Annotated in this window: 20 protein-coding genes and 4 tRNA genes; 12 read left to right on the top strand and 12 right to left on the bottom strand. The window is 60.1% G+C overall.

The window, feature by feature from the left end:
* Positions 1-73: 73 nt before the first annotated feature.
* Positions 74-1,219: an acetylornithine deacetylase gene (gene argE / locus G5315_RS09755; RefSeq protein WP_421332956.1), complete on the bottom strand. Its 1,146-nt coding sequence runs from the start codon at positions 1,217-1,219 to the stop codon at positions 74-76.
* 271 nt (positions 1,220-1,490) lie between these two features.
* Between argE and argC the strand changes: the two genes are divergently transcribed.
* The 6 genes from argC (at position 1,491) to G5315_RS09725 (ending at position 9,577) form a co-directional block, all read left to right on the top strand.
* Positions 1,491-2,498 carry an N-acetyl-gamma-glutamyl-phosphate reductase gene (argC, locus tag G5315_RS09750; RefSeq protein WP_110304444.1) on the top strand — a complete coding sequence of 336 codons (1,008 nt, stop codon included), beginning with the start codon at positions 1,491-1,493 and terminating at the stop codon, positions 2,496-2,498.
* A gap of 130 nt (positions 2,499-2,628) precedes the next feature.
* Positions 2,629-3,408 (top strand): acetylglutamate kinase, encoded by a 780-nt coding sequence (gene argB / locus G5315_RS09745; RefSeq protein WP_043851575.1) that lies wholly within the window; start codon positions 2,629-2,631, stop codon positions 3,406-3,408.
* Between the two features lie 25 nt (positions 3,409-3,433).
* Positions 3,434-4,345 (top strand): ornithine carbamoyltransferase, encoded by a 912-nt coding sequence (locus G5315_RS09740; protein WP_257700200.1) that lies wholly within the window; start codon positions 3,434-3,436, stop codon positions 4,343-4,345.
* A gap of 56 nt (positions 4,346-4,401) precedes the next feature.
* Entirely contained in the window at positions 4,402-5,637 is a 1,236-nt protein-coding gene (locus G5315_RS09735; protein ID WP_033115910.1) for an argininosuccinate synthase, read from the top strand.
* 210 nt (positions 5,638-5,847) lie between these two features.
* A complete protein-coding gene (gene argH / locus G5315_RS09730) occupies positions 5,848-7,233 on the top strand; it encodes an argininosuccinate lyase (RefSeq protein WP_421332955.1) in 1,386 nt (461 codons plus the stop codon).
* A 232-nt stretch (positions 7,234-7,465) separates the two neighbouring features.
* Positions 7,466-9,577: a hypothetical protein gene (locus G5315_RS09725; RefSeq protein WP_421332954.1), complete on the top strand. Its 2,112-nt coding sequence runs from the start codon at positions 7,466-7,468 to the stop codon at positions 9,575-9,577.
* Positions 9,578-9,689: 112 nt separating this feature from the next.
* On the opposite strand, the gene G5315_RS09720 is transcribed toward G5315_RS09725, so the two are convergent.
* The gene (locus G5315_RS09720) at positions 9,690-10,145 is read right to left on the bottom strand and encodes a hypothetical protein (RefSeq protein ID WP_204477804.1); all 456 of its coding nucleotides are present in this window, start codon (positions 10,143-10,145) and stop codon (positions 9,690-9,692) included.
* A 442-nt stretch (positions 10,146-10,587) separates the two neighbouring features.
* Here G5315_RS09720 and G5315_RS09715 point away from each other — a divergent pair, with 442 nt between their 5' ends.
* Entirely contained in the window at positions 10,588-11,280 is a 693-nt protein-coding gene (locus G5315_RS09715; RefSeq protein ID WP_158113363.1) for a B3/4 domain-containing protein, read from the top strand.
* Between the two features lie 76 nt (positions 11,281-11,356).
* Here G5315_RS09715 and G5315_RS09710 read toward each other — a convergent pair whose 3' ends face one another.
* From G5315_RS09710 to plsY, 6 genes are all read right to left on the bottom strand, one after another.
* Positions 11,357-12,529, bottom strand: a complete 1,173-nt coding sequence (locus tag G5315_RS09710; protein WP_421263436.1) for a nucleoside recognition domain-containing protein — start codon at positions 12,527-12,529, stop codon at positions 11,357-11,359.
* Between the two features lie 105 nt (positions 12,530-12,634).
* Positions 12,635-12,710 (bottom strand) — tRNA-Asn (locus G5315_RS09705).
* Positions 12,711-12,718: 8 nt separating this feature from the next.
* A tRNA-Phe gene (locus G5315_RS09700) sits at positions 12,719-12,794 on the bottom strand.
* Positions 12,795-12,797: 3 nt separating this feature from the next.
* Positions 12,798-12,873, bottom strand: a tRNA-Thr gene (locus G5315_RS09695).
* Positions 12,874-12,925: 52 nt separating this feature from the next.
* Positions 12,926-13,001 (bottom strand) — tRNA-Phe (locus tag G5315_RS09690).
* A gap of 47 nt (positions 13,002-13,048) precedes the next feature.
* Positions 13,049-13,711, bottom strand: coding sequence for a glycerol-3-phosphate 1-O-acyltransferase PlsY (gene plsY, locus G5315_RS09685; protein WP_064337611.1), 663 nt, complete (start codon positions 13,709-13,711; stop codon positions 13,049-13,051).
* A gap of 157 nt (positions 13,712-13,868) precedes the next feature.
* Here plsY and folB point away from each other — a divergent pair, with 157 nt between their 5' ends.
* From folB to G5315_RS09670, 3 genes are all read left to right on the top strand, one after another.
* Complete coding sequence (folB, locus tag G5315_RS09680; protein ID WP_042053564.1) at positions 13,869-14,240, top strand: dihydroneopterin aldolase; 372 nt, start codon at positions 13,869-13,871, stop codon at positions 14,238-14,240.
* Positions 14,240-14,749, top strand: coding sequence for a 2-amino-4-hydroxy-6-hydroxymethyldihydropteridine diphosphokinase (gene folK / locus G5315_RS09675; RefSeq protein ID WP_219264532.1), 510 nt, complete (start codon positions 14,240-14,242; stop codon positions 14,747-14,749). The genes folB and folK overlap by 1 nt, the downstream gene beginning before the upstream one ends.
* Before the next feature lie 126 nt (positions 14,750-14,875).
* Positions 14,876-15,364 (top strand): YbaK/EbsC family protein, encoded by a 489-nt coding sequence (locus G5315_RS09670; RefSeq protein WP_158113362.1) that lies wholly within the window; start codon positions 14,876-14,878, stop codon positions 15,362-15,364.
* Here G5315_RS09670 and mdtD read toward each other — a convergent pair.
* Positions 15,336-16,739 (bottom strand): multidrug transporter subunit MdtD, encoded by a 1,404-nt coding sequence (gene mdtD / locus G5315_RS09665; RefSeq protein WP_158113361.1) that lies wholly within the window; start codon positions 16,737-16,739, stop codon positions 15,336-15,338. The two genes, G5315_RS09670 and mdtD, sit on opposite strands and share 29 nt — an antisense overlap.
* Positions 16,740-16,750: 11 nt before the next feature.
* A complete protein-coding gene (locus G5315_RS09660; RefSeq protein ID WP_158113360.1) occupies positions 16,751-17,359 on the bottom strand; it encodes a TetR/AcrR family transcriptional regulator in 609 nt (202 codons plus the stop codon).
* A gap of 90 nt (positions 17,360-17,449) precedes the next feature.
* Between G5315_RS09660 and G5315_RS09655 the strand changes: the two genes are divergently transcribed.
* Together G5315_RS09655 and G5315_RS09650 are read left to right on the top strand one after the other, a co-directional pair.
* On the top strand, positions 17,450-18,550 hold the full coding sequence (locus G5315_RS09655) for an efflux RND transporter periplasmic adaptor subunit (protein WP_421263435.1): 1,101 nt from the start codon (positions 17,450-17,452) through the stop codon (positions 18,548-18,550).
* Positions 18,547-21,654: an efflux RND transporter permease subunit gene (locus G5315_RS09650; RefSeq protein ID WP_421332953.1), complete on the top strand. Its 3,108-nt coding sequence runs from the start codon at positions 18,547-18,549 to the stop codon at positions 21,652-21,654. The genes G5315_RS09655 and G5315_RS09650 overlap by 4 nt, the downstream gene beginning before the upstream one ends.
* On the opposite strand, the gene G5315_RS09645 is transcribed toward G5315_RS09650, so the two are convergent.
* Together G5315_RS09645 and G5315_RS09640 are read right to left on the bottom strand one after the other, a co-directional pair.
* Positions 21,639-22,766 carry a CobW family GTP-binding protein gene (locus G5315_RS09645; protein WP_005355076.1) on the bottom strand — a complete coding sequence of 376 codons (1,128 nt, stop codon included), beginning with the start codon at positions 22,764-22,766 and terminating at the stop codon, positions 21,639-21,641. The genes G5315_RS09650 and G5315_RS09645 overlap by 16 nt on opposite strands.
* Positions 22,767-22,775: 9 nt before the next feature.
* A complete protein-coding gene (locus tag G5315_RS09640) occupies positions 22,776-24,170 on the bottom strand; it encodes a D-arabinono-1,4-lactone oxidase (RefSeq protein ID WP_201947215.1) in 1,395 nt (464 codons plus the stop codon).
* Positions 24,171-24,285: the final 115 nt, after the last annotated feature.

Below are 24,285 nucleotides of genomic sequence, written 5' to 3'. Positions count from 1 at the left end.
TTTCCATCACCACTCCACAACCGGCTTGTTATGTAACTTACTTACAGTTTTTACGCCCCTTTCACCGCCGCCGCTACAGGCAAAAACGTCTGATCAGGTGCTGCAACACCGAGGTGGTCGGCTTGACGAAGGAGAGGTCGAGATACTCATCCGGCTGGTGCGCCTGGGTGATATGGCCGGGGCCCATCACTATGGTCTCGCAGCCAAGCTGCTGGATAAACGGCGCCTCGGTGCAGTAGTTGACCGACTCGGCGACGCGGCCGCTCGCCTTCTCAGCTTCGCGCACCAGCACAGAGTCGTCGGCGCAGGCGTAGGCGGGAATGGGTTCATGCAGATGTTGCAGATGCAGACAGCCCGGCTGGTGGATCTCGATGGGCGACAGTGCCTCTTTGAGCATCCCCATCAGCTCATCCGGCCCCACCTGCGGAGTGGGTCGCAGGTCGATATGCAGCTCGCAGCAGCCGCAGATACGGTTCGGGCTGTCCCCGCCCTGAATGTAACCCAGGTTCAGGGTCGGCTGTGGCACGGCAAAGCGGTGGTCGGCGTAGCGATCTTTCAGATCCTGCTGCAAGCGCAGCACCTGCCCCATCGCCTTGTGCATGATCTCCATGGCGTTGACGCCGTTGGCGGGATCCGAGCTGTGACCGCTCTTGCCGGTAATACGGATCGCCTCCGACATGTGCCCTTTGTGGGCCACCACCGGCACCAGTCCGGTCGGCTCGCCAATCACGGCGTAGTCGGGTTTGAGCTCGGCCGCCGCGGCGATGGCGCGGGCCCCCGCCATGGTGGTCTCTTCGTCGGCAGTGGCGAGAATGCGCAGCGGCTTGGTCAGCTTGGTGAGGTCAATATCTTTGAGCGCCTCCACGATAAAGGCGAAGAAGCCCTTCATGTCGATGGTGCCGAGGCCATAGAGACGATTGCCCTCTTCGGTCACCTTGAAGGGATCCTTGCTCCAACCCCCCTCATCGAACGGCACCGTATCGGTGTGGCCCGCCAGCAGCAGACCGCCCTCCCCCTGACCCATCGTCGCCACCAGATTGAATTTGCCCGGCAGATCGGGGAGCGCCGTCACCTCGCACTGAAAACCGAGCTGACCGAACCAGTCGGCCAGCAGCCGGATCACCGCCTCATTGCTCTGATCCCACTTGGGATCCGTGCTGCTGATAGAGGGAATCGCAATAATATTCTTATAAAGTGAAAAAAAATCCAGATTGGCCATCAGCTCCTCCTTGCGTCCCCGGAATGTTTCTGTTAGAAAATACAAATGCAAAGTGAGTGCATTAATATTCTGTAATTTTACCTGAATATCTGGCTCATCAACAAAGGCTTCTAGTTGTAAGGGAAAGTTAATGTTCTGTCACCTGATCTATAACCGACGACACACACCCGCCTGAATTGCCCCTCCGCACTTGTGCAAAGGGGCGCTCGAACACCCTTGTGCACTGCAGCGTCATGCTGTGAATCTCGAACTCTGACTTGGAATATTCAACATGCTTAACACCGTTATCGTCGGTGCCAGTGGCTACGCGGGAGCCGAACTGGCCGCACTGGTACAGAACCATCCACAACTCAAACTGTTCGGCCTCTACGTCTCCGCCGGCAGTCAGGATGCCCACAAGCGCTTCTCTTCCCTGCATCCCCAGTGGGTAGGCGCCCTCGATCAGCCGCTGCTGCCGCTGGACGACGATGGCATGACCCGGATCCTGACCCAGGCCGATCTGGTGCTGCTGGCCACCGCCCACGAGGTGAGCGCCGAGCTGGCGCCCAAGTTTCTCGCCAAGGGGCTGCCGGTGTTCGATCTCTCCGGTGCCTTCCGGGTCAAGGATCAGGGCTTTTACGACAGCTTCTACGGCTTCACCCACGACAGCGAACAGTGGCTGGATCAGGCCGTCTATGGTCTGGCGGAGTGGAATGCCGATGCCATCGCTACCGCCCAGCTGATTGCGGTGCCGGGTTGTTATCCGACCGCCTCCCTCTGTGCTCTCAAGCCGCTGCAGCAGGATGGCCTGATTGCCAAGGGGTGGCAGCCCATCATCAACGCCGTCTCAGGGGTTTCCGGTGCCGGGCGCAAGGCAGCCATCAACACCAGCTTCTGCGAAGTGAGCCTCAACCCTTACGGCACCTTCAATCACAGACACCAGCCGGAGATCAGCCACCACCTCGGCAAGGAGGTGCTGTTCCAGCCCCACCTTGGCAACTATGTGCGCGGCATTCTGGCCACCATCTATGTGCAGCTGGCGGACGGCGTCACCCCCACGCAGGTGGATCAGGCCTTCCTCAAGGCTTACGAAGGCAAGCCGCTGGTGCGCCTCACCGGCCAGATGCCCTCTATTCGCGGTGTGGCAAACACCCCTTACTGCGATATCGCCTGGCAACAGCAGGGCAACATGCTGGTGGTGGTATCCGCCATCGACAACCTGCTCAAGGGCGCCGCCTCGCAAGCCATGCAGTGCATAAATATCAAATTTGGTTTTGAACCGGCCACCGGCCTGATTTAAGGACTTAGGAAGGATCTCGAACATGGACAAACAGACGTTGGTAATCACGTTGAGTTCGGTGCCCTTTCCAGTTGGACATAACAGCGCTATTACGCAGGCCAATGCCTGATTTAAGGAAGGATTGAGAGATATGGACAAGCAAACTCTGGTAATCAAGCTGGGCGGCGCCCTTATCGAGAACGACGAGGCGCTGACCGCCCTGTTCGCCACCCTCAAAACCTTTCTCGACGATCAGCACCGTCCGCTGGTGCTGGTACACGGCGGTGGCTGTCTGGTGGATGACCTGCTCAAGGGGCTGGGTCTCACCTCTACCAAGAAGAACGGCCTGCGGGTGACCCCGTTCGAGCAGATCCCCTTTATTGCCGGGGCGCTGGCGGGCACTGCCAACAAGCAGATGATGGCCAAGGCGATCGCCACCGGCATTCCGGCGGTGGGGCTCTGTCTGGCGGATGGCGGCCTCTGTCAGGTGACCCAGCTCGACCCGGATCTCGGCGCTGTCGGCGAGTGCAAGCCGGGTAATCCGGCACTGGTGGCGGGGATCCTCGGTCAGGGCTTCCTGCCGGTGGTGAGCTCCATCGGCATCACAGCCGACGGGCAGCTGATGAACGTCAACGCGGATCAGGCGGCCACCGCCATTGCCGAGGCGCTCGGTGCCGATCTGGTGATGCTCTCCGATGTGAGCGGCATCCTCGATGGCAAGGGCAAGCTGGTGCCCCAGCTCGACAAGCTGACCGCGCTGGATCTGATGGAGAAAGGGGTGATCCGCGATGGTATGGCGGTCAAGGTAGAAGCGGCCCTGCACGCCGCCCAGACCCTCGGCAAGCCGGTCTGTGTTGCCAGCTGGCGTTACCCGGATCAGCTGCTCAAGCTGCTGGCTGGCGGCGCGGTCGGCACTCAAGTGGCTATTTGATCTCCACCGGAACAAGGAACATCCGATGCAACATCTTCTGAAAGACAGTGATCTGAACAAAGCCCAGATCGAAGCGCTGATTGCGCTGGGCAAAGCAGTAAAGGCCGACCCGAAGAAGTACAGCCAGGCGCTGGCCGGCAAGAGTGTGGTCACCCTGTTCGAGAAACCCTCCCTGCGCACCCGGGTCACCTTCGACATCGGCATCGCCAAACTGGGCGGCCACAGCGTCTATCTGGATCAGCAGAACGGCGCGCTGGGCAAGCGGGAGTCGGTGAAGGATTTCGCCGCCAACCTGTCCCGCTGGTGTGATGCCATCGTCGCCCGGGTGTTCGATCACCAGACCCTGGTCGAGCTGGCGGAGCACGGCTCAGTGCCGGTGGTGAACAGTCTGTGCAACCTCTACCACCCCTGTCAGGGGCTGGCCGACTTTATGACCATTGCCGAGCACTACGACGACCTGTCGAAGGTGAAGCTTGCCTACCTCGGTGATGGCAACAACGTCAGCCACTCTCTGCTGCTGCTGGGGGCCACCCTCGGCACCGACGTCACCCTGATCTGCCCGAAAGGCCACGGCCCGGATACCCAGATCTTCCTGCAGGCGCAGGCATTGGCGGCCAAGTCGGGAGCTACCATCCACATCAGCGATGACGTGGCGGATATCGAAGGGTTCGATGTGGCCTACACAGATACCTGGGTCTCCATGGGTGACAACACCCCGATGGAGCAGGTCAAAGACCTCTTTATGCCTTACCAGATCAACCAGGCCCTGCTCGACCGCACCGGCATCCAGCACGTGCTGCATTGCCAGCCGGCTCATCGGGAGCTGGAGATCACCTCGCAGGTGATGGATGGCCCCGCCTCCCTCATCATGGACGAGGCCGAAAACCGGATGCATATCCAGAACGCCGTGTTGCTGACCCTTCTCGGCGGCAAGTAACGCGGCAATCAACCTGAATCACGACCCTTTATCGAATCATCATGGAGAGAAGTAAAATGAGCGGAATCAACAAGATCGTACTGGCTTACTCGGGTGGACTGGATACCTCGGCCATCATTCCCTGGCTCAAAGAGCACTATGACGCCGAAATCATCGCCTTCGTGGCCGACGTCGGTCAGGAGCGCGACGATCTGGAAGGGATCGAGCAGAAGGCGATCGCCTCCGGCGCCACCAAGTGCATCATCAAGGATCTGCGGGAAGAGTTCGTCAAAGAGTACGTCTACCCGACCCTGAAGACCGGCGCCGTTTATGAGGGCACCTATCTGCTGGGCACCTCCATGGCCCGTCCGGTGATCGCCAAGGCGATGGTCGAGGCCGCACTGGCGGAAGGGGCCGATGCCATCTCCCACGGTTGCACCGGCAAGGGTAACGATCAGGTGCGTTTCGAAGGTGCGGTTGCCGCGCTGGCGCCCCAGCTGAAAGTGATCGCCCCGTGGCGGATCTGGGACATGCGCTCCCGGGAAGATCTGCTCTCCTATCTGGAGACCCGCAACATCCCCTGCAAGGCGACCTTGAAGAAGATCTACAGCCGCGATGCCAACGCCTGGCACATCTCCACCGAGGGTGGCGAGCTGGAGAGCACCTGGAACGAGCCCTCCGAAGCGGTCTGGCAGTGGACCGTACCGGCCGAACAGGCACCGGATCAGCCGGAGTACGTCAAGCTGACCGTGGCGCAGGGTGAAGTAGTGGCCGTTGACGACCAGCCGCTCAGCCCGCACCAGATCCTGATGACCCTGAACGAGCGTGCCGGCAAGCACGGCGTGGGCCGTATCGACATCACCGAAAACCGCATGGTGGGGATGAAGTCCCGCGGCTGCTACGAAACCCCGGGCGGTACCGTGATGGTCGCCGCGCTGCGCGCCGTGGAAGAGCTGGTACTGGATCGCCCGACCCGCGCCTGGCGGGAAAAGCTGGGTGCCGAGTTCTCCCATCTGGTCTATGACGGCCGCTGGTTCACCCCGCTGTGCAAGGCGATCCTCGCCTCTGCCAACGCCATCGCCGAAGATCTCGACGGTGAAGTGGTGCTGAAGATGTACAAGGGTCAGGTCACTGCGGTGCAGAAGAAGTCGCCGAACAGCCTCTACTCCGAAGACTTCGCTACCTTCGGCGCCGACGAAGTGTATGACCAGAGCCATGCCGAAGGCTTTATCCGTCTCTACACCCTGGCGAGCCGGATCCGCGCCATGAAGGAGCAACATCAGGCTATCGGTGGCGATCACACCCACGGCTAAGCAAGCGCGATAACCCGTTGATTCCGTTGAGGGGGCATGGCCCCCTCTTCTATAGGCAGAGGGCATAACCCCTGACCCATCATCGGCGGGTGTGACAAGAGCGGCAGCGCCCCGGCCGCTTCTGTGAGATAACAGGCTCGCAGAAAAACAGGGCACGATTTCAAGCTCGGCGGCCAGGGCGCCGTCGACAACGCATTCAAGGAGAGCAGTATGGCACTTTGGGGTGGACGCTTCAGTCAGGGAGCCGATAGCCGGTTCAAGCAGTTCAACGATTCGCTGCGGTTCGATTACCGGCTGGCGGAGCAGGATATTCAGGGCTCCATGGCCTGGGCCAAAGCGCTGGTCAAGGTGGGCGTATTGACCGCCGATGAGCAGGCCAAGTTGCAGCAGGCGATGGAAGTGCTGCTCGCCGCGGTGCAGCAGGATCCCCAGCAGATCCTCAGCTCGGACGCCGAAGATATCCACTCCTGGGTCGAGAGCCAGCTGATTGCCGCCGTCGGCGATTTGGGCAAGAAACTGCACACTGGCCGCTCGCGCAACGATCAGGTCGCCACCGACCTGAAACTCTGGTGCAAGGCGCAGGGCGAGCTGCTGCTCGGTTCCATCACCGCCCTGCAACAGGGGCTGGTCGCCTCCGCCCGTGCCAATCAGGCTGCGGTGCTGCCCGGTTACACCCACCTGCAGCGGGCCCAGCCGGTCACCTACGCCCACTGGGCGCTGGCCTATGTGGAGATGCTGGAGCGGGATTACTCCCGGCTGCAGGATGCCCTCAAGCGCCTCGACACCAGCCCGCTCGGCTGCGGCGCGCTGGCGGGCACCGCCTACGCCATCGACCGCGAAGCGCTGGCGCTCGACATGGGCTTTGCCAGCGCCACCCGCAACAGCCTGGATTCGGTCTCCGACCGGGATCACGTGGTGGAGCTGATGCACGTGGCGTCCCTCTCCATGACCCACCTGTCGCGCTTTGCCGAAGATCTCATCTTCTACAACACCGGTGAGGCGGGCTTTGTCGAGCTCTCAGATGCGGTCACTTCCGGCTCCTCCCTGATGCCGCAGAAGAAAAACCCCGATGCGCTGGAGCTGATCCGCGGCAAGACCGGCCGGGTGGTGGGCGCCCAGATGGGCATGCTGATGAGCCTCAAGGCGCTGCCGCTGGCCTACAACAAGGACATGCAGGAAGACAAAGAGGGGCTGTTTGATGCCCTCGATACCTGGCACGACTGCCTCGATATGGCGGCGCTGGTGCTGATCGACCTGAAAGTGAATGGTGAGCGCACCATGGCGGCAGCGCAGGGCGGCTACGCCAACGCCACCGAGCTGGCGGACTATCTGGTGGCCAAAGGGATTCCGTTCCGAGAAGCGCACCATATCGTCGGTGAAACCGTGGTCTTTGCCATCAGCGTGGGCCGCCCGCTGGAGGAGCTCTCCATCGGTGAATTCCAGCGTTTCAGCCCGGTGATCGAGTTCGACGTCTACCCCAATCTGGAGCTGGAAGCGACCCTCGCCAAGCGGGTCGCCAAAGGCGGCGTTGCCCGGGAGCAGGTAGAAGCAGCCCTGACTGCCGCCGAAACATGGCTGGCCAAGCGGGTGGGTTAAGCCAACCGGCTTGTGATCCAAAGTTGAAAGCAAAACGGCAACCCGAGGTTGCCGTTACTTTTTAGCATCTATCAGTTCTGTCGCTCAGCGCACATTTTCCATGTTGTGAAACGATTTCACACTATCTAGGCTTCATATCTCATCATCGGCACCGCGGTCCCCCGATTACATTATATGTAGTTTTGTATATCTGAGGCGTGTCTCTTAACTCTGTCTGTTCAGGAGCACAGCTATGGCAGTTATAAAGGATAACTGCCTCAAGATAGGTGAAGATACAGTACCTCCCACTTTTTATATCGGTCTTACTATGGCTGGTGCCATCTCCGCAGGTGCCTATTCGGCAGGAGTGATGGATTTTCTACTGTCCGCATTGGAAGAGTGGGAAAAACAGAAACGAATAGACCTTGAAAACGGGGAAAAAACTGTTCCGAATCATCAAGTAGTTATTTCAGTGATGACAGGCTCTTCCGCAGGTGCCGTCACAGCGGCACTTACCATCCCAGCATTATCTGCTGGATTTGTGCAGGAGAAAGATTATACCCTAAAAAACCTCTATCGCCCTTGGGTAGAACAGCTCCGTTTTGATCCACTCAAAGGACAAGGCTTACTTGCACAAAATGACCTTAAAGGGGATGGCAAAGTTTACTCCTTACTTGATAGCAGCAGTTTGCAACTTATTGCCAATGAGGCACTTAAGAACGCTCACACCATTACACCAGCCAAACCATATCTGGCCGATGAACTACATTTATTTTTCACTCATAGCAATTTACGTGGCATTCCTTACAAAATTCTTTTCAATACCGTGCAGTATAACTTAGAAAATAAACATAACAAAGATGAAACAAATGATGGATACAATATGATGCTGCATGCTGACAGAACGCATTTTGCTCTGAAAGATACAGGTAATCATCCGATACAGCAAGGCTGGGCAGATTGTGAATATGCTTTTCCATTAAAAATATCTGATGCAGCCAGTTTTTCTGGGCATTGGCCTGGTTATATTAATGCAGCAATTCTATCTGGCGCCTTTCCGATTGGTTTAGCCGCTGTCGATTACAACTATCAAGACTCTACCAGCGTAAAAACGAGAGCGTGGCCAATGTTAAGTCACCCTTGTAATAGTTGGGAAGAAGCGAAGGAACAATATAAACAGATAAAACCAGCAATTCCTGATGGCATTATTCCCGATTTCAAATATACCGGTGTGGATGGCGGAGTACTGGACAATGAACCATTTCAACTGGCTCGCTGGTGCCTAATGCGCACACCCGGCAAACCCAATACCCGTAACGAAGATATTAACACTCCCCTTGAGGCACGGATAAAAAACGGAGAAATCGTCGATCGTGCGGTTATCATGATAGATCCCTTTCCTGAACCAGATATTTGGTCCGATTGGTCACCCAAGGATCGTCTCCTGACGAACGTGATCTCCAAGTTGTTTCCCATGATGAAGGCACAGGCTCGCTGCAAGATGGAAGAGGCTTTTGCAGCTATGGATGACAGTATCTACAGTCGTCATCTTATTGCTCCGATTAGAGACGTTAATGGCAAGGCGCACGACTATGCAATTGCCTGTGGCTTGTTGGGTGGTTTTGGTGGTTTTCTATCACAAAATTTTCGCCACCATGACTATCAACTAGGACGACGCAACTGCCAACAGTTTTTGCGCCAACATTTATCACTCCCCGCCCACTATGCAATTGTCAATACTGGTTATAGCAAGATAACGCTAACCCAGAATACGATGGATAAACTACCATTAATTCCACTAGTGGGGGCCTTAGAAAAGGAGATAGAAATTCCCGCATGGCCAAGGGTAGAAATCAAAGATGTAGAAAAGTGCATTGATCTGGCGATGGCAAGATTAACGTCGATTAAGACAGAGTTGCTAAGGAGTCAGAACCGTTCTACCGCCATGGCGGCGGGCATTTTCTGGTGGTGGAAAAAAGATGACGTGAAAGATTACATGCGTTTTACCCTGCTATCAGAGCTAGTTCGTCGTGACCAGTTGACTGGTTGGTGGGATGCAGAAAAAATGACAGAAGCTCAGCGCCTAATCTATACCGAACTTGCCAGACCGAAATATGATGTGCGCACGGCCAAGGGAATTAGAGAGTCATTAAAACGAAGAGGGATAAGTGAGCAAAAACTCGACAGCATGGGAATGAACGAGAAGGAAATAACGACAATTCTCGAACAATCACATTATATTGTTAAGGGGCCAGCGGTATATGATGGCCGACCCAGCTACGTTTTATCTGAACGCTATGAACGCCCCCTCTTTAAATGGTGGGATGAGTGGAAGAAGGGAAAGCCGACCCACGACCTAGACTAATTTTATCAACACCCCAGCTCTGCAAAATGAATAATTTTATTTGCCATACACATCTGATGTCATCTGAAAAAATGGCAACCCTGGGTTGCCGTTTTTTATTGCTCACCGCCGTTCAGGCGCTGGCATTGAGCAGTTTGCCCACCCCCTCCCCCTTGCCATTGGGCAGGGTCTGTTTAAAGGCGCCGAGCAGCTGGTCGAGGTTGAGATTGCTGGCACCGAGGGAATCCTTGAGGGTATCGAGCTCGCTTTGCAGCGCATCGAGGCGGGTGCTCTGGGTACCATTAGCCAACTGGCTACGGGCGCTATCGATGGCGGCAGGGAGGGATTGGCCGCCATTCTCCTGCCCCAGAGTCTGCATCAGCTCCCCCATAAAGTGGTTGATGGCAGCGCGGTTCTGCTCGCTATTGGCATCCTTGATTCCCAGCCGCTGGAACAAGCTCTGGACGGTAGGGGCGAGGCGATCTTCCTGCACTGTTTGCTGCACAGACTCAGGTTTGGCACTGCTGCCGAGCAGCTGACTGCCCAGCTTGAGGGCGATAGAGGCAAGGGGAAGCTGGTTGCTGATCATGATATCTCTCCGCGACAACGACCCTTGATGGTGTTGCCAAGAGGAATGCATAAGCGGGGCCAGAACGATGAAAAAACGCCAACCATAGCCAACTCATTGAACAACCTAGCAATTTGAGTGACCGCCTCGTGCTTGGGCATTGCAACTGAGGTCATCACAAGAGAGCCGGGCGGCCAGCGGCTGCCGCTGCAGTTCCAGGCGGCAAAGGGGCATTACCGCAGCAAACCGGAGACGGCAGGGCTCCTCTTCGCTATATACCGCTACATGCCCGCCATCCCCTTGATCACGTCATTTTTCATTCATTAAACTTATGGGAATTAAGATAATGTAAATTTTCTTATCTAACATGTTCGCGCATGATGGCTCTCAAACCGGATTTGCCGTTGCCGCTATGCTGGCTGGCAGCCGCCTTCTCCCAGCCTCTTTCGTTTATGGAGTCGCTATGTCCCTGATCACCCCCTATATCTCCCCCGAAGTCAACCAGCTGGCTCCCGGCTTTCGCGCTTTGAGCATCACGGTGCAGGCCGCCGCCGTGGTCGACCCGAACGTGGGGGCGCGCGCCCTTGATGAAGCCTGCACCGCCATGCTGACCGCCGATGTGCCGTGGGCAGAGGCGCATCTCGCCGCCTGGGGCGAGCTGTTCAGAAAATTTGGCGCCAAGCCGCAGCGGACTCCCTGTTCCGCCGAGGCTCTGAGAAAGCGGGTCGCCCGCGATGGCAACCTGCCCGCCATCGATCCCGTAGTCGATCTCTACAACGCCATCAGTATCCGCTACGCCATTCCGGTGGGGGGCGAAAACCTGCTCACCTATGAGGGACTACCGCGACTGGTGGTAGCCGATGGCAGCGAGCAGTTCGATACCATGAAGGGGGGCGAACCCGCACACGAATCTCCGGAACCCGGCGAGGTGGTCTGGCGGGATGACAAGGGGGTCACCTGTCGGCGCTGGAACTGGCGGCAGGGTGTGCGTACCCGACTCAGTGTCGATTCGGGCCAGATGTGGTTCATTCTGGAGAGCCTGACCGAGATGCCGCTGGCTGCGCTGCATGAGGCGGGAGAAAAACTGATCGCCGGGCTGCGGGAGATGATGCCGGAAGCGGTGATCGCACAGAGCCTGCTCGGCTATGTTGAGTAAACCGAAGGACGAGCCAACTCGTCACCGATAGATACAGAGAGGGGCGCCACAGCGCCCCTCTCTCTTTTCACCCTGCTCAGCCCAGCAGCATATAAAGCTGGTGAGCGGCTACCCCGGCGCACAGGCCGCCGATGGTGTGGGCGACGATGGCGCGGGAGGTGAGGTGGCGATAACCGAGAGCATCCAGCATGGCGGTGTGGGTGCTCAGGAAGCCACTCCAGCACATCCCCATGGCGGTAAACACCGCGACCTCGTTACCGGTGATCCACCCTTTGGCGATAAAGGGGGGCACCAGCGACATGGCGGCACCGACCGCACCGAGCGAGGTGGCGGGGAAAGCGACCAGCTCCGGCTGCTGGAAGCCAAACAGCAGGTCAAACAGCCAGCTCACCTTGGCGGCCAGCACCGGCAGCAGGGCAACCCCCTGAAACGCTTCGCCGGTATAGCCTTTCTCCCCCGGGCCAAAGGTCAGCAGCATCACGAAGGTACTGATGATCAGCACCCCGGGGATCACCGCCATCCCCAGCTCCACACCGGATTTGCCGCCATCGAGCAGAGAGTTGAGGATCCGCAGCCAGCCGGGAGCCGCCTCTTTGGTCACCCCTACCTTGCGGCCGTCGGACGATACAGCGTCATCGTTCAGCAATTCCCCCACCAGTGGGCGGATCATCCGTTGCATCAATCGGGTAGAGACCACCGAGCCCACCAGTGCGCCCAGCAGCCCGATCAGCGCCGCGCTGGCGGTGGATTCACCGCTCGGCAGCTGCAAGGTGGCCATAAAGGTGACCACGATCAGCCCCATGCCAAAGGCGGTGCCGAAGTTGGTCAGCGACACTAGCTGCCAGGGGGTGAAGCCCTTGCGAAAGCGGCTGTCCTTGGCGAGGCTGATCACCGCCGGGTTGTCGGAGAAGAAGGTCATCAGCGCCGCCAATGCGGTGCGACCGGGCAGACGAAACACTGGTTTCATCAGGGGCGCCAGCAGCACTTCCAGCAGGCGGATCACCCCGAACTCGCTCAAGAGCTGGCTCAGGGCACCAGAGAGCACTGTGATCCCCATGATAAAGAGCACAGTATTGAGCAGCAGCTGGTGGGCGGTATTGAACAGGGTGTTGACCATGGCCGAGAGGCCCATCTGGCTGCCGAGGTAACCGAACAGGCTGCCTAGAATAAGCAGCACCAGCACGGGTTCCATCCAGTTCCTAATGGCGGCAAGTCGCCCCTTTGACTCTATAACTACATGATTTTCCATATCTATCCTGCGGTTCATCTGTGCGTGTGTGGTTGTTTTTATGGTTAAAAAATGGCTGCGCCAAATAGAAAAAAGCCCTTGTCTTGCGACAAGGGCTTTTTGAATTGGCTCCTCCTACTGGACTTGAACCAGTGACATACGGATTAACAGTCCGCCGTTCTACCGACTGAACTAAGGAGGAATTGTAATTGGTGCCCAGAGACGGAATCGAACCGCCGACACGGGGATTTTCAATCCCCTGCTCTACCGACTGAGCTATCTGGGCAAATGGTGCCGGCTACCGGAATCGAACTGGTGACCTACTGATTACAAGTCAGTTGCTCTACCTACTGAGCTAAGCCGGCACACTTTAAACCATTGTGCATGAACAAATTTTTTATTTCATGGCACCAAAATTGGTGCCCAGAGACGGAATCGAACCGCCGACACGGGGATTTTCAATCCCCTGCTCTACCGACTGAGCTATCTGGGCGTGGGCGCTATTAAACGGATTTTAAGGCGGATGGTCAACGGGAAATTTCACTTTTTGTCTCGTTCGTCTCTTTTTTGCGCAACATCGTCCATTTCTGCCACTTCTTCGGCACAGGCCGTGCCTTTTCGCCCCCAGACTCTGGGTTCCTCCCCCTTGAGCAGGCGGGAGATGTTCTCGTGATGGCGGATCAGGATGAGGCAGGAGAGCAGCGAGACAGGGAGGGTATATTCGGGTTTGAGCAGGTAGGTAAAGAGCGGCGTCAGCAGCACGGTAATGATGGAGGCCAGCGAGGAGTAGCCGCTCACCAGCAGCACCAGCAGCCAGGTGCCAATCACGGCGCCCCCCATGGTAAAGCCGATGGGCATCATGGTCCCCAGTGCCGTGGCCACCCCCTTGCCACCACGAAAATGAAAGAAGATGGGGTACATATGGCCGAGGCAGGCGGCGACCCCGATAAAACCGAGGTAAACGGGTTTGATCTGCAGATACCAGGCGAGATAGACGGGCACAGTGCCCTTGAGCACATCGAGCAGCAGCACCACCAACGCCGCCATCCGGCCACCGAGGCGCAGCACATTGGTTGCCCCCGGATTGTGGGAGCCATGATCCCGCGGGTCGGGCAGACCGGTGCAGCGGGAGACCAGCACAGCACTGGATAGTGAACCACCCAGGTAGGCCAGAATAATCATCAAAATCGTCAGGGCCGTCATCTTGGTCGTTTTTACCACGATATGAATGGGGTATGATGCGGGCCACATACGCTGGCATGGGCCCATGCCCACCCAGAGCGCCTCGGCAAGCCTGTTGCCCGGCCAGCATCCCTGCGCTGTCATCACAGCCCATCAAGAGTAAAGAAGAAGTACAGTCATGGACAAGGTGTTTATTCGCGGACTCGAAGTTTTGACCACCATAGGTGTATATGAGTGGGAGAAGGGCATTCGCCAAAAGCTCCGTTTTGACCTCGAGATGGGGTTCGATAACCGCCCCGCGGCAGCAACCGACGACATCAATCTGGCACTGGATTATGCCGACCTCTCCAACAAGATTTGCGAGCATGTCACCGGCAAAGTCGTTGAGCTGGTCGAGACCATGGCCGAGCAGGTTGCCATGCTGGTGCTCGCCGACGAGCGGGTACAGTGGGTCAAGGTGACCCTCACCAAGCCGGGCGCCGTGCCCAATGCCGCCGGGGTCGGCGTCGAGATCCTGCGCCATCGCACACCAACTGCGAGCAGCAACTGATGACCACCATCTATATCAGCCTCGGCTCCAACATCGAGCGAGAGCGCCATATTCGCGCCGGGCTCGATGCCCTGCACGCCGAGTTTGGCGAGCTGCGGGTCTCCCGGGTATTCGAGAGCGAGGCGGTCGGCTTCAACGGCCGCCCCTTCTACAACCTGGTGGCGGCTGCCGAGACCGATCTGCCGCTGACCACCGTCTGCCAGCGACTGCGGGCCATGGAGTTCGCCCACGGCCGCGAGCCGGATGCCAAGAAGTTCGCCCCGCGCACCCTGGATCTCGATCTGCTGCTCTATGGCGATCTGGTCTGCGACACCCCGCTGGTGCTGCCGCGTGGTGAAGTGCTCACCAACGCCTTCGTGCTCTGGCCACTGGCCGAGCTGGCCCCCAAACTGCGCCACCCCGTCGATGGCCGCACCATGGGCGAGCTGTGGCAAGCCTATGACAAGACCTCCCAGCAGCTGTGCCCCATTCCCTTTCACTGGGAAGCGTGCGAATTGCAGCATCACTGATCCGCAAGGGCGCCTCACGGCGCCCTTGTTGTTTGCACAGACAGGGTTGCTTATCACGGATAAGAAAGTGTCATTGGGCCTGACCCTGCGAGGCTGGCAGGATAGCGCCCACTACAGGAGAACCCCATGCCACTCGATACCATTCACCATTTCAACTGCCAACTGCTGGCAGAACTGCCCCACCAGCGCTATGAGCATGAACCCATCCTCGACTACGCCACCGATGAAAAGGTCAAGGCCCGCCTCGGCTGGCAGGCGGAGTTCAGCAAGACCCTGTTTCTCAAGTTCAAGGATGGCCGCTTCGCCCTGCTGCTGACCCACAGGGACGGACGGCTCGACAACAAGGCGGTCAAGGCCGCACTCGGTGCCAAGCCCTCCATCTGCACCGCCGAAGAGATGCAGGCGGAGATCGGCTGCCTGCCGGGGGCGGTTTGCCCCTTCCTGCCCCGTGCCGATATTCCGCTACTGGTGGATCCGCAACTGCTCAACCACACCGCCTTCACCTGGACTCCGGGCCACCCGGAGCAGACCTTTCTGCTGGCGACCGAGCATCTGGCCGAAGTGCTGGCGCAGCTCCCCTGCCAAGTCAGCTATCTGCCCGCCCCGATGGCGTAGCCCCATCGCGCGCCAGCTGGGCGAAGATCAGCGCCGCCAGCATGGAGAGCAGGCCGACACAGAGGTAGGTAAGATGGAACCCGGCCAGCCACTGGCCGTTGGCCGCTGAGGTACCCGCCGAGAAGAGCCCGAGCAGGCTGGCGGCAATCGCCACACCCAAACTCATGGAGAGCTGCATCACCACCGAGAGCAGACCGTTGCCACTGCTGGCCAGGGTCGGGCTGAGATCTTGCAGCGTGAGAGTGTTCATGGCGGAGAACTGCAGCGAGTTGATGGCGCCGAAGATCGCCAGCCAGCCCAGCAAGACCCCGTAAGGGAGCTGGTTGTCGATAAAGTAGAAGCTGGCGATCATCGCCCCCAGCAACAGGGTGTTGCCGATCAGAATGCGGCGATAGCCCACCTTCGGAATAAGCTTGTTCACCAGCGTCTTGGTCAGCATGGCGCCAATAACTGTAGGGATCATGGTCATCCCCGCCTTGCTCGGCGAGAAACCGAGCCCCAGTTGCAGAAACAGCGGAGTGAGGAAGGGCATGGCGCCGCTGCCGAGGCGGGCAAACAGGTTGCCCCAGATGCCGATGGCAAAGGTGGCGGTCTTGAACAGGTTCAGGCTAAAGAGCGGCTGCGGTGCATTGGCGGCATAGAGCCAGTAGCTCGCCATCGCCGCCAAGCCGAAGATCAGTGCAAACAGCGCCCAACCGGTGGAGATGCTGTGCTCCCCCAGCCCCTGCAAGCCGACCGACACCAGCACCATGCCGACGCTGAACATCACAAAGCCCTGCCAGTCGAACCGGGCGGTCTGCTGCCGCAGCTCCGGCATAAAGTGCCAGCTGGCGATAAAGCCGAGCAGCCCCACCGGCAGGTTGATGAGAAACACCCAGTGCCAGCTCGCCACTTCCACCAGCCAGCCACCGAGCGCCGGCCCCATCAACGGGCCGAGCAGCCCCGGGATGGTGACAAACGACATCACCCGCAGCAGCTCGTGCTTGTCATAGACCCGCAGCACCGCCAACCGTCCCACCGGCATCAGCAGCGCACCGCCAATCCCCTGAAGCACACGGGCGGCCACCAGCATGGAGAGCGAATTGGAGGCGGCGCAGGCGAGCGAGCCGAGGGTAAAGAGCGAGATGGCAGCCAGATAGATGCGGCGGGTGCCGAACCTGTCAGCCAGCCAGCCGGAAGCCGGGATCAGCAACGCCACCGTCAACATGTAGGCAATGATCACCGACTGCATCTGCAGCGGGCTCTCTCCCAAGGTCTCGGCCATGCTGGGCAGGGCGGTGTTGAGAATGGTGCCATCCAGCGCCTGCATAAAGAAACCGACCGCCGCCAGCAGGGGCAGCCACTTGCGCTGGGCATCTGTCACTGTGTGGCTCATTGCCACCTCCATTATTTTTGCGGGGGAGCGGCGGCGGTCAGGAAGAGATCGACACAACTCAGGGTCCAGGCATCCTGCTCGGCAGCGCTCTGGGTCAACGGCAGACCCAGCTCACGGAGCATTCGCTCCTTGCCCTGCCACATCAGCAACAGCTGCATGGCGGCCTGTTCACTGTCTTGATGGCAAAGCAGGCCTTGCTGCTTCTGCTGCTCCAGCCAGTTGGACAGCATCTCGGTCACATAGAGCGGGCCCGCTTCGAAAAAAAGGGTGGCCAGCTGGGCATCGTTGCAGCTGATGCAGGTGCGAAAGATATTGATGGCATCATCGCTCAGGATCAACTTGCGAAAGCTGCGACCAAAGGCAATCAGGCTCTCCCGCACATTGTTGCCACGCAGCAACACCTCCGGCATCAGCTCGCTGCTGACGCACTTGCTGCCCACCGCTTCGGCAAACAGCGACTCCTTGTTGGCAAAATGGCTGTAGACCGTCTGCTTGGAGACGCCCGCTTCACTGGCCACCATGTCCATGCTGACCAGATGCAGACCGTGCTGACAGAAGAGCCGCCCGGCAGCATCGAGGATCGCAGCCCGCTTCTGCTGACTACGGGGTGAAATGTTCATTTTTCCTCCACAATCAAACTGGACAGTCTAGTTTCGAAAAACTAGACTCACCGGTGTGATTTGATGTTATGTCAACCAGAGGATGATGTCATGACACTTTGCTTAATCCTGCTGGCGCTGTTACTGAGTGGCTGCAGCCCGGTCACAGAGTCAGAAGAAACACCCGCCCTGACCCGGGTGATCGCCCAGCCGCTGCAAGCCAGCGATCACTACCCGGTGCTGCACCGCTTCAATGGCAGGGTGATCGCCCCCGAGCACAGCCAGGTAGGCTTCGAGCTGGCAGGGCGGATCGCCACCCTGCACAAGGGACGCGGAGAGCCGGTCGCGGCTGGCGAACAGCTCGCCACACTGGACACCCGGCTGCTGGCAGTGGAAGCCAAAGAGCTGGCCGCCCGGGCTGCCCAGAACGAGGCCGAGCTGACCCTTGCCCGGCAGACGCTCGACCGGCTCACCGCCCTGCGCCAGCAGCAGTTCAGCTCCCGTCAGGCGCTGGATGAACAGCAAGGCAAAGTCCGCATGCTGGAGGCAAGCGCCAACCAGCTGGCCGCCGCCCTCGAAGCCAACCGGGTCAAACAGGAGAAATCACAGCTGCGCGCCCCCTTCAACGGAATCGTAGTCAGCCGCGAGCAGGCATTGGGGGCCGTGGTGGCCGCAGGTCAGCCTCTCTTCTCCCTGACCCGCAGCGGCCAGTGGGAGGCCGATATCGGCGTGCCGGTGAAACAGGCCGAGTCCCTGATCGTCGGCCAACACTACCCCCTGCAAAGCGATGCGCAATCACTGGAGGGGCGCCTGCTTAATCTGGGGGTACAAGTGGACGGGCAGACCCACACCCGCACCGCCCGCTTCCAGCTGACCCGGGGTGGCGAACAACTGGCAGAGGGGCAACTGATCACCCTGTTGCATCAGACCCGCGAGCCTACCCGTGCCTACGAGGTACCGCTCACCGCGCTGACCCAGGGATTGCGCGGCAGCTGGACCCTCTATCTGCTCAACGACGAAACGCCACCCCGGGTGGTCAGTCGGGACGTAACTCTGCTGCAGCAAGATGGTGAGCGGGCCTGGATCAGTGGTGCCCTGAATGGGCAGGAACAGCTGGTGACCGATGGCCTGCATAAACTGGTACCGGGCCAGCAGGTCACCCTGACAACCAGCGTGGATCATCAAGCGGCGCATCCGGAGCCACAGTCATGATCCGCCCGTTTATCGAGAATGGCCGCCTGCTGCTGTTGACGGTCGCGCTGCTGCTGACGGCCGCCCTTGCGGCATTGCAGACCCTGCCCAGAACCGAAGATCCCCAGCTCACCAGCCGCTTTGCCAGCGTGGTTACCCACTTCCCCGGGGCCAGCGCCGAGCGGGTGGAGGCGCTGGTGAGCGAGCCCATCGAGAACCGGCTGCGGGCCCAGAGCGAGATCAAGCTGATCGAGTCGAGCTCTCGCCCCGGCCTCTCCATCATCAATCTGGAGCTCAAGGATGAGGTCAGCGATGTCGAGCCCGTCTGGTCCAGAGTCCGTGACCGGCTGGCAGATCTTGCCGCCGGACTGCCAGCCGGCGCCAGTGCCCCCAAGCTGGATGACGAGAAGGGCTACCCCTTCACCCGGCTGGTCAATGTGGTCTGGCGCGGGCCGGGCCAGCCGCAGCTGGATCGCCTCGCCCGCTACAGCGCCGAGCTGGAACGCCGGGCTCGCCAGCTGCCGGGCACCGAATACGTCGAGCGGGTCGGGGCACCGCAGGAGGAGATCGAGGTACGGTTCGATCCCCTCGCCCTCAGTGCCAGCGGCATGAGTGGCGAACAGCTTGCCCAGGCGCTGAGCGGTGCCGATGCCAAAGTGGCCGCCGGGGAGTTGCAGGGCAGCCACAATCGCTTTCAGGTAGAGATCCGCGGTGCCCTCGATACCCTGGAGCGGATCCGCCAGATCCCGCTGCGTACTGGCGAGCAGGGCCAGACCCTGCGCCTTGGCGATCTGGCCGAGGTAAGACGTACCCTGCACCAGCCGGAGAGCCAGCTGGCCTTTGCCAATGGTGAGCGGGCCGTGGTGGTCGGTCTGCGCATGGCACAGGATCACCGCATCGACCTCTGGTCGGCACGGGTCGATACCATGCTGGCCCAGCTGGAACAGGACTTGCCGGATAATATAGGTCTCGTCACCAGCTTCGATCAGCAGCGTTATACCGATCAGCGGCTCGACACCCTGCTCATCAACATTGTGCAGGGCTTCCTCATCATAGTGGCCGTGCTGCTGGTGACCTTGGGAGTCAAGGCCGCCATTATCGTGGCCCTGTCGCTGCCGCTTACCGTGGCGTTCTCTTTCGCCTGCATGAACCTGATCAATCTGCCCATTCACCAGATGTCGGTCACCGGTCTGGTGGTGGCGCTCGGGATCATGGTGGACAACGCCATCGTCATGGCGGATCGGGTGCAGTATCAGCGCCGCCACGGCATGGCCATGAGTGCCGCCGCACTGGAAGCCATCGGCCACCTCTGGCTGCCACTGCTGGGCTCCACCCTCACCACCATGCTCGCCTTTATGCCGATCATTCTGATGCCGGGCCCCGCAGGCGAGTTTGTCGGCGGTATCGCCTGGGCGGTGATCTGCTCACTGCTGGGATCCTACCTCATCGCCCACACCCTGGTGGCTGGCCTCGCAGCCCGCTGGATTGGCAGTGACCAAGGAGGATGCTGGTATCAGGATGGCTTGCACCTGCCCCGGGTGAGCGCCCGTTTCCAGCAGAGCATCGCCATGGCGCTGGCTCACCCCTGGCGGACCCTGCTGCTGGTCAGTCTGCTGCCCCTGCTCGGTTTCTGGGTGGCGGGCCGCCTCACCGAACAGTTCTTTCCCCCTGCCGACCGGGACATGATCCACATCGAGGCCAGCCTATCCCCACAGGCGAGCCTGGCGCGCACCCGCGAGCTGGCACTGGGGATCTCCGTCGAGCTGGCCAGCCTCCCCGAGCTGGTTCGTCAGGACTGGGTGGTGGGCGACAACGCCCCCAGCTTCTACTACAACCTGGTGCCCAGAAAACAGGGGCGGGCCGATTACGCCCAGGGGATGATCACCCTGCAGGATGCCGATGCTGCCGAGCGGCTCATTCCACAACTGCAGCTGCGGCTCGATGCAACATTTCCCGAAGCGCAGATCCTGGTGCGCAAGCTGGAACAGGGGCCGCCTTTCAATGCCCCGGTCGAACTGCGGCTGTTTGGCCCCGACCTCGAACAGCTGCACCGTCTGGGAGAGGAGCTGCGCAGTCTGCTCGCCAATACCCCGGCCGTGGTGCAGACCCGCGCCACCTTGCAGGCAGGGGCCCCCAAACTCTGGTTGCAGGTCGATGAGGAGGCCGCCCGACTGGCAGGCATGAGCCTGACCGATGTTGCCTCCCGGCTGGCGGGCGCACTGGATGGCAGGTTGGGCGGCACTGTGCTGGAAGGCACCGAGTCAATCCCGGTTCGGGTGCGACTGGCCGAGCCCTTGCGTCAGGATCCGGATGCGCTGCTCAATGTGCCGCTATCGCTCACCGGCACCGGCCAGCAAGGGGCTGCCAATCTCACCTTGCGGGCGCTGGCCACTCCCGAGCTGCTGCCAAGCTGGGGGGAGATCAGCCGTCGGGATGGTGAGCGGGTCAATGTGCTGGAGGCCTATCTGGCTATCGGCGTACTGCCGCAAACCGTGCTGGAGCAGGTAAAAGAGAGGCTGGCCGCCAAGGCGCTGGCGTTGCCGCCGGGCTATCGACTGGAGTTTGGCGGAGAAGCCGCCAAGCGGGATGAATCGGTGGGCAATCTGATGGCCCATATCAGCCTGGTCGCCGTGCTGCTGGTGGCCGTGCTGGTGCTCAGCTTCAACTCGTTCCGGCTGGCAGGCATCGTCACCCTGGTGGCGATCCAGTCGGCTGGGCTCGGCCTGCTTTGGGTATGGCTGCTGGGGTACCCCTTCGGGTTTACGGTGATCATCGCCCTGCTGGGACTCATGGGGCTGGCCATCAACGCCGCCATCGTCATTCTGGCTGAGCTGAGGGCAGACCCGCTGGCACAACAGGGCAATCTGCCGCAGATCCGCGATCTGGTCGCAGGTTGCAGCCGCCACATCGTCTCGACCACCATCACCACGGTGGGCGGCTTCATCCCGCTATTGCTGGGGGGCGGCGGCTTCTGGCCACCCTTTGCCATCGCCATCGCCGGTGGCACAGCGCTGGCGACCCTGCTCTCGTTCTACTTTGTGCCAGTGGCGTTTGTGTTGTTCAACCGCCGCCGTCCTGACCCGGTACAGGAGAGCTGCAACGCACAAGATCAGTTGTCGGGCTGACCCAGCATGGCTTTGAGCCGCTCTTCCAGAGTGGGCTCGGGGGCCTTGAGGGTCGCCATAAAGAGCTGCTCGATACCGGCCTTGTCCTGACTCTTGACGATAAACACCAGTCGGGACTGGGCCTTGCCCTCCGGCCAGTCGCCCAGCGCCTGCAGCGGATAGAGCTGGCCGTGGACGCCGTGGATCACCACCGGCTGGCTCTCCCCTTCCAGCTGCAAGATCCCCTTGAGCCGCAGCAGGGCATCGCCGTATTGGGCCTGCACCGCATCGATGGCGGCCAGCAGGCGAGAGGGCTTGAGCGGCTCACCGATACGCAGGGAGAAACTCTCGATGTTGCCGTGCTCGAAGTGGGTGGGCGCAGCCGTGCCCACCTTGGCGGCGAACGGTTGCATCTTCGGCTGCATGGGTGACGCCAGCCCCTGCTTGGGGGATTCGGTGCGCAGCCAGGCCAGCAGCTGGCGCACATCGCGCCCGGCCGCTTCGTTGTAGGCGCCCAACTTCTCCAGCACCGCTGGCGACAGCTCGCCATTGGTCACCTGCTGGATCGGGGCCGCCGGGTTGAGTGCCGCCAGCTGGGCTTCGACCCGCGCCAGCTGCTCGCCGTCCACCAGATCCCCCTTGCTCACCACCAGCAGATCCGCCAGCGCCACCTGCTTCACCGCCTCATACTGGGCTGCCAGCTGCTGCTCGATATGACCGGCATCTACCACGGTGACAGTGCCATCGAAGCGGTAGCGCTGGGCGATAAAGCCCTCTTCGCGCAGGGTAAAGAGCACGGGGGCCGGATCTGCCAGACCAGTGGTCTCGATAATCAGCCGCTTGAACGGTTTGATCTTGCGCTGGATGGCCTTCATAAAGAGCCCCTGCAACGCCTCCACCAACGAACCCTGTACCGAGCAGCAGATGCAGCCGGAGTCGAGCAACATCACCTGCTCATCCACCTGCTGCACCAGATGGTGATCCAGCCCCACCGAGCCGAACTCGTTGATCAGCACGGCGCACTCGCCAAGCTCCGGCTGCTTGACCCAGTGGTTGAGCAGCGTTGTCTTGCCGCTGCCGAGAAAGCCGGTCAGCAGGGTCACAGGGATACGGGTATCTTGCATATCGGTCATGTCAGATCCTTACCGGTTAGCAAACAGGTCGCTGAGCCAGCGGTTTTCAAAGCGGCCGTGGGGGTCGAGCTCGGCTTTCAACGCCACGAAGTCGTTCCAACGCGGCAACAGGGCCGGGAAGTCGTAGAGATCCATCGCCAGATGCTTGCCGAAATGGGGAATGCCGCCGAGCGGCACCAGCAGTTGCTGCAGCTCGCGCATCTGCTCCATGGAGCCGTTGACGAAGGTGCCGTCCGCCGCCAGATAGACCAGAAAACCGATCCAGCAGACCGGCTGGCCGTAAGCGGCGCTGAGCCAGGCCTCGGAGGGGCCGGTGCAGCGCAGGATAAAGGGGTAGTGCAGCACGCCAGGGTTGGCCTGCTGCCAGTCCTGCAGGGTCTCCAGCGCCTCGTTCATCCGATGCAGCGGTACCGCCACCTCGCAGTTGATCTGGGGGGCCGGGATCCCCTTGCAGAGAATTTGGTAGACGTTGCCCACCAGATCGGAGGCATCCTTGAAGCGGCGCACCGTCTCGAAGTGCTCGCCAGCCAGCGCCTCATCCTTGGTGTCTTTGGCCATCTTCTGCAAGGTGGCATCTATGGTGGCATTCATGCGGGCGTCGATATCGCCATCCAGCAGCAGCGGCTCGCTGCCACCGGCACGATAGCGGGCCACCTCCTCATCAGAGGCAGGGTCCACCAGCCAGATGTGGCTCTCGCCGGTCCAGGCAAACCACCAGCTCTTCACAAAGCCGTGCTCGCGGTTGAGCCGCTCGTTGTGCTCCAAGAGGAAGGGGTAATCGGTGGTGAACTTGGTGCAGCGCATAATGCGGTTCGGCACGGTACGCAGGGTAACGTCGAGCAGGATGCCGAGCATCCCCATCCCCATCACGAAGGCGCCGAAGCGCGGGTCACTGCGATCCACCCGGATGATGTCGCTATTGGCCAGCATCACCGTCATCGCCTCCACCGCATCGCAGAGGGCGGACTGGTGCAGCCCCTGGCCGTGGGTGCCGGTGCTGAGGGCGCCGCCCAGGGTCTGGATACCGATAACGCCCGGGGATGCGGGCAACATCCGCTCCATGGCGATCAGCTCGGCATAAACGGTATCAAGGGGCGTCCCCGCCTGATAGGTCACTGTATCGGCGGTTTTCGCCAACTGGCCGCGCAGGTGGTGCAAGTCCACCAGCAGCGCCTGACTGCCTTCGGCATAGACGCTGTGGATGGGTTCAAAAGAGAGGCCGGAGCCGATAAGGCGCAGCTTGCGCTCGGGGTGTTCCCGCAGCAGCGCTTGCAACTCGTCGCGGCTTTTCGGGCGCCACACCTGATCCAGCGCCCCGAGAGGATTGGTTCTCGACCAGTTGAACAGCACCTCCCGATTACCGATCGCCTTGATGCTGTGAAATGCCTGGAACTGAACCGTCATACCGCGCCTCATCTTTTACTGACGTCAAAATGAGCGCTGATTCTACCGAAAAGCGAGCCGCAAGGCATGAAAAACAAGCCCCTGCATTCGAGGGGGGATAGGGATAGAGCACTTC

The sequence above is a fragment of the Aeromonas sp. 603607 genome (genome assembly GCF_049171595.1).
GTDB classification, from domain to species: Bacteria; Pseudomonadota; Gammaproteobacteria; order Enterobacterales; family Aeromonadaceae; genus Aeromonas; species Aeromonas veronii.
This window is presented reverse-complemented; position numbering and strand designations above follow the sequence as displayed.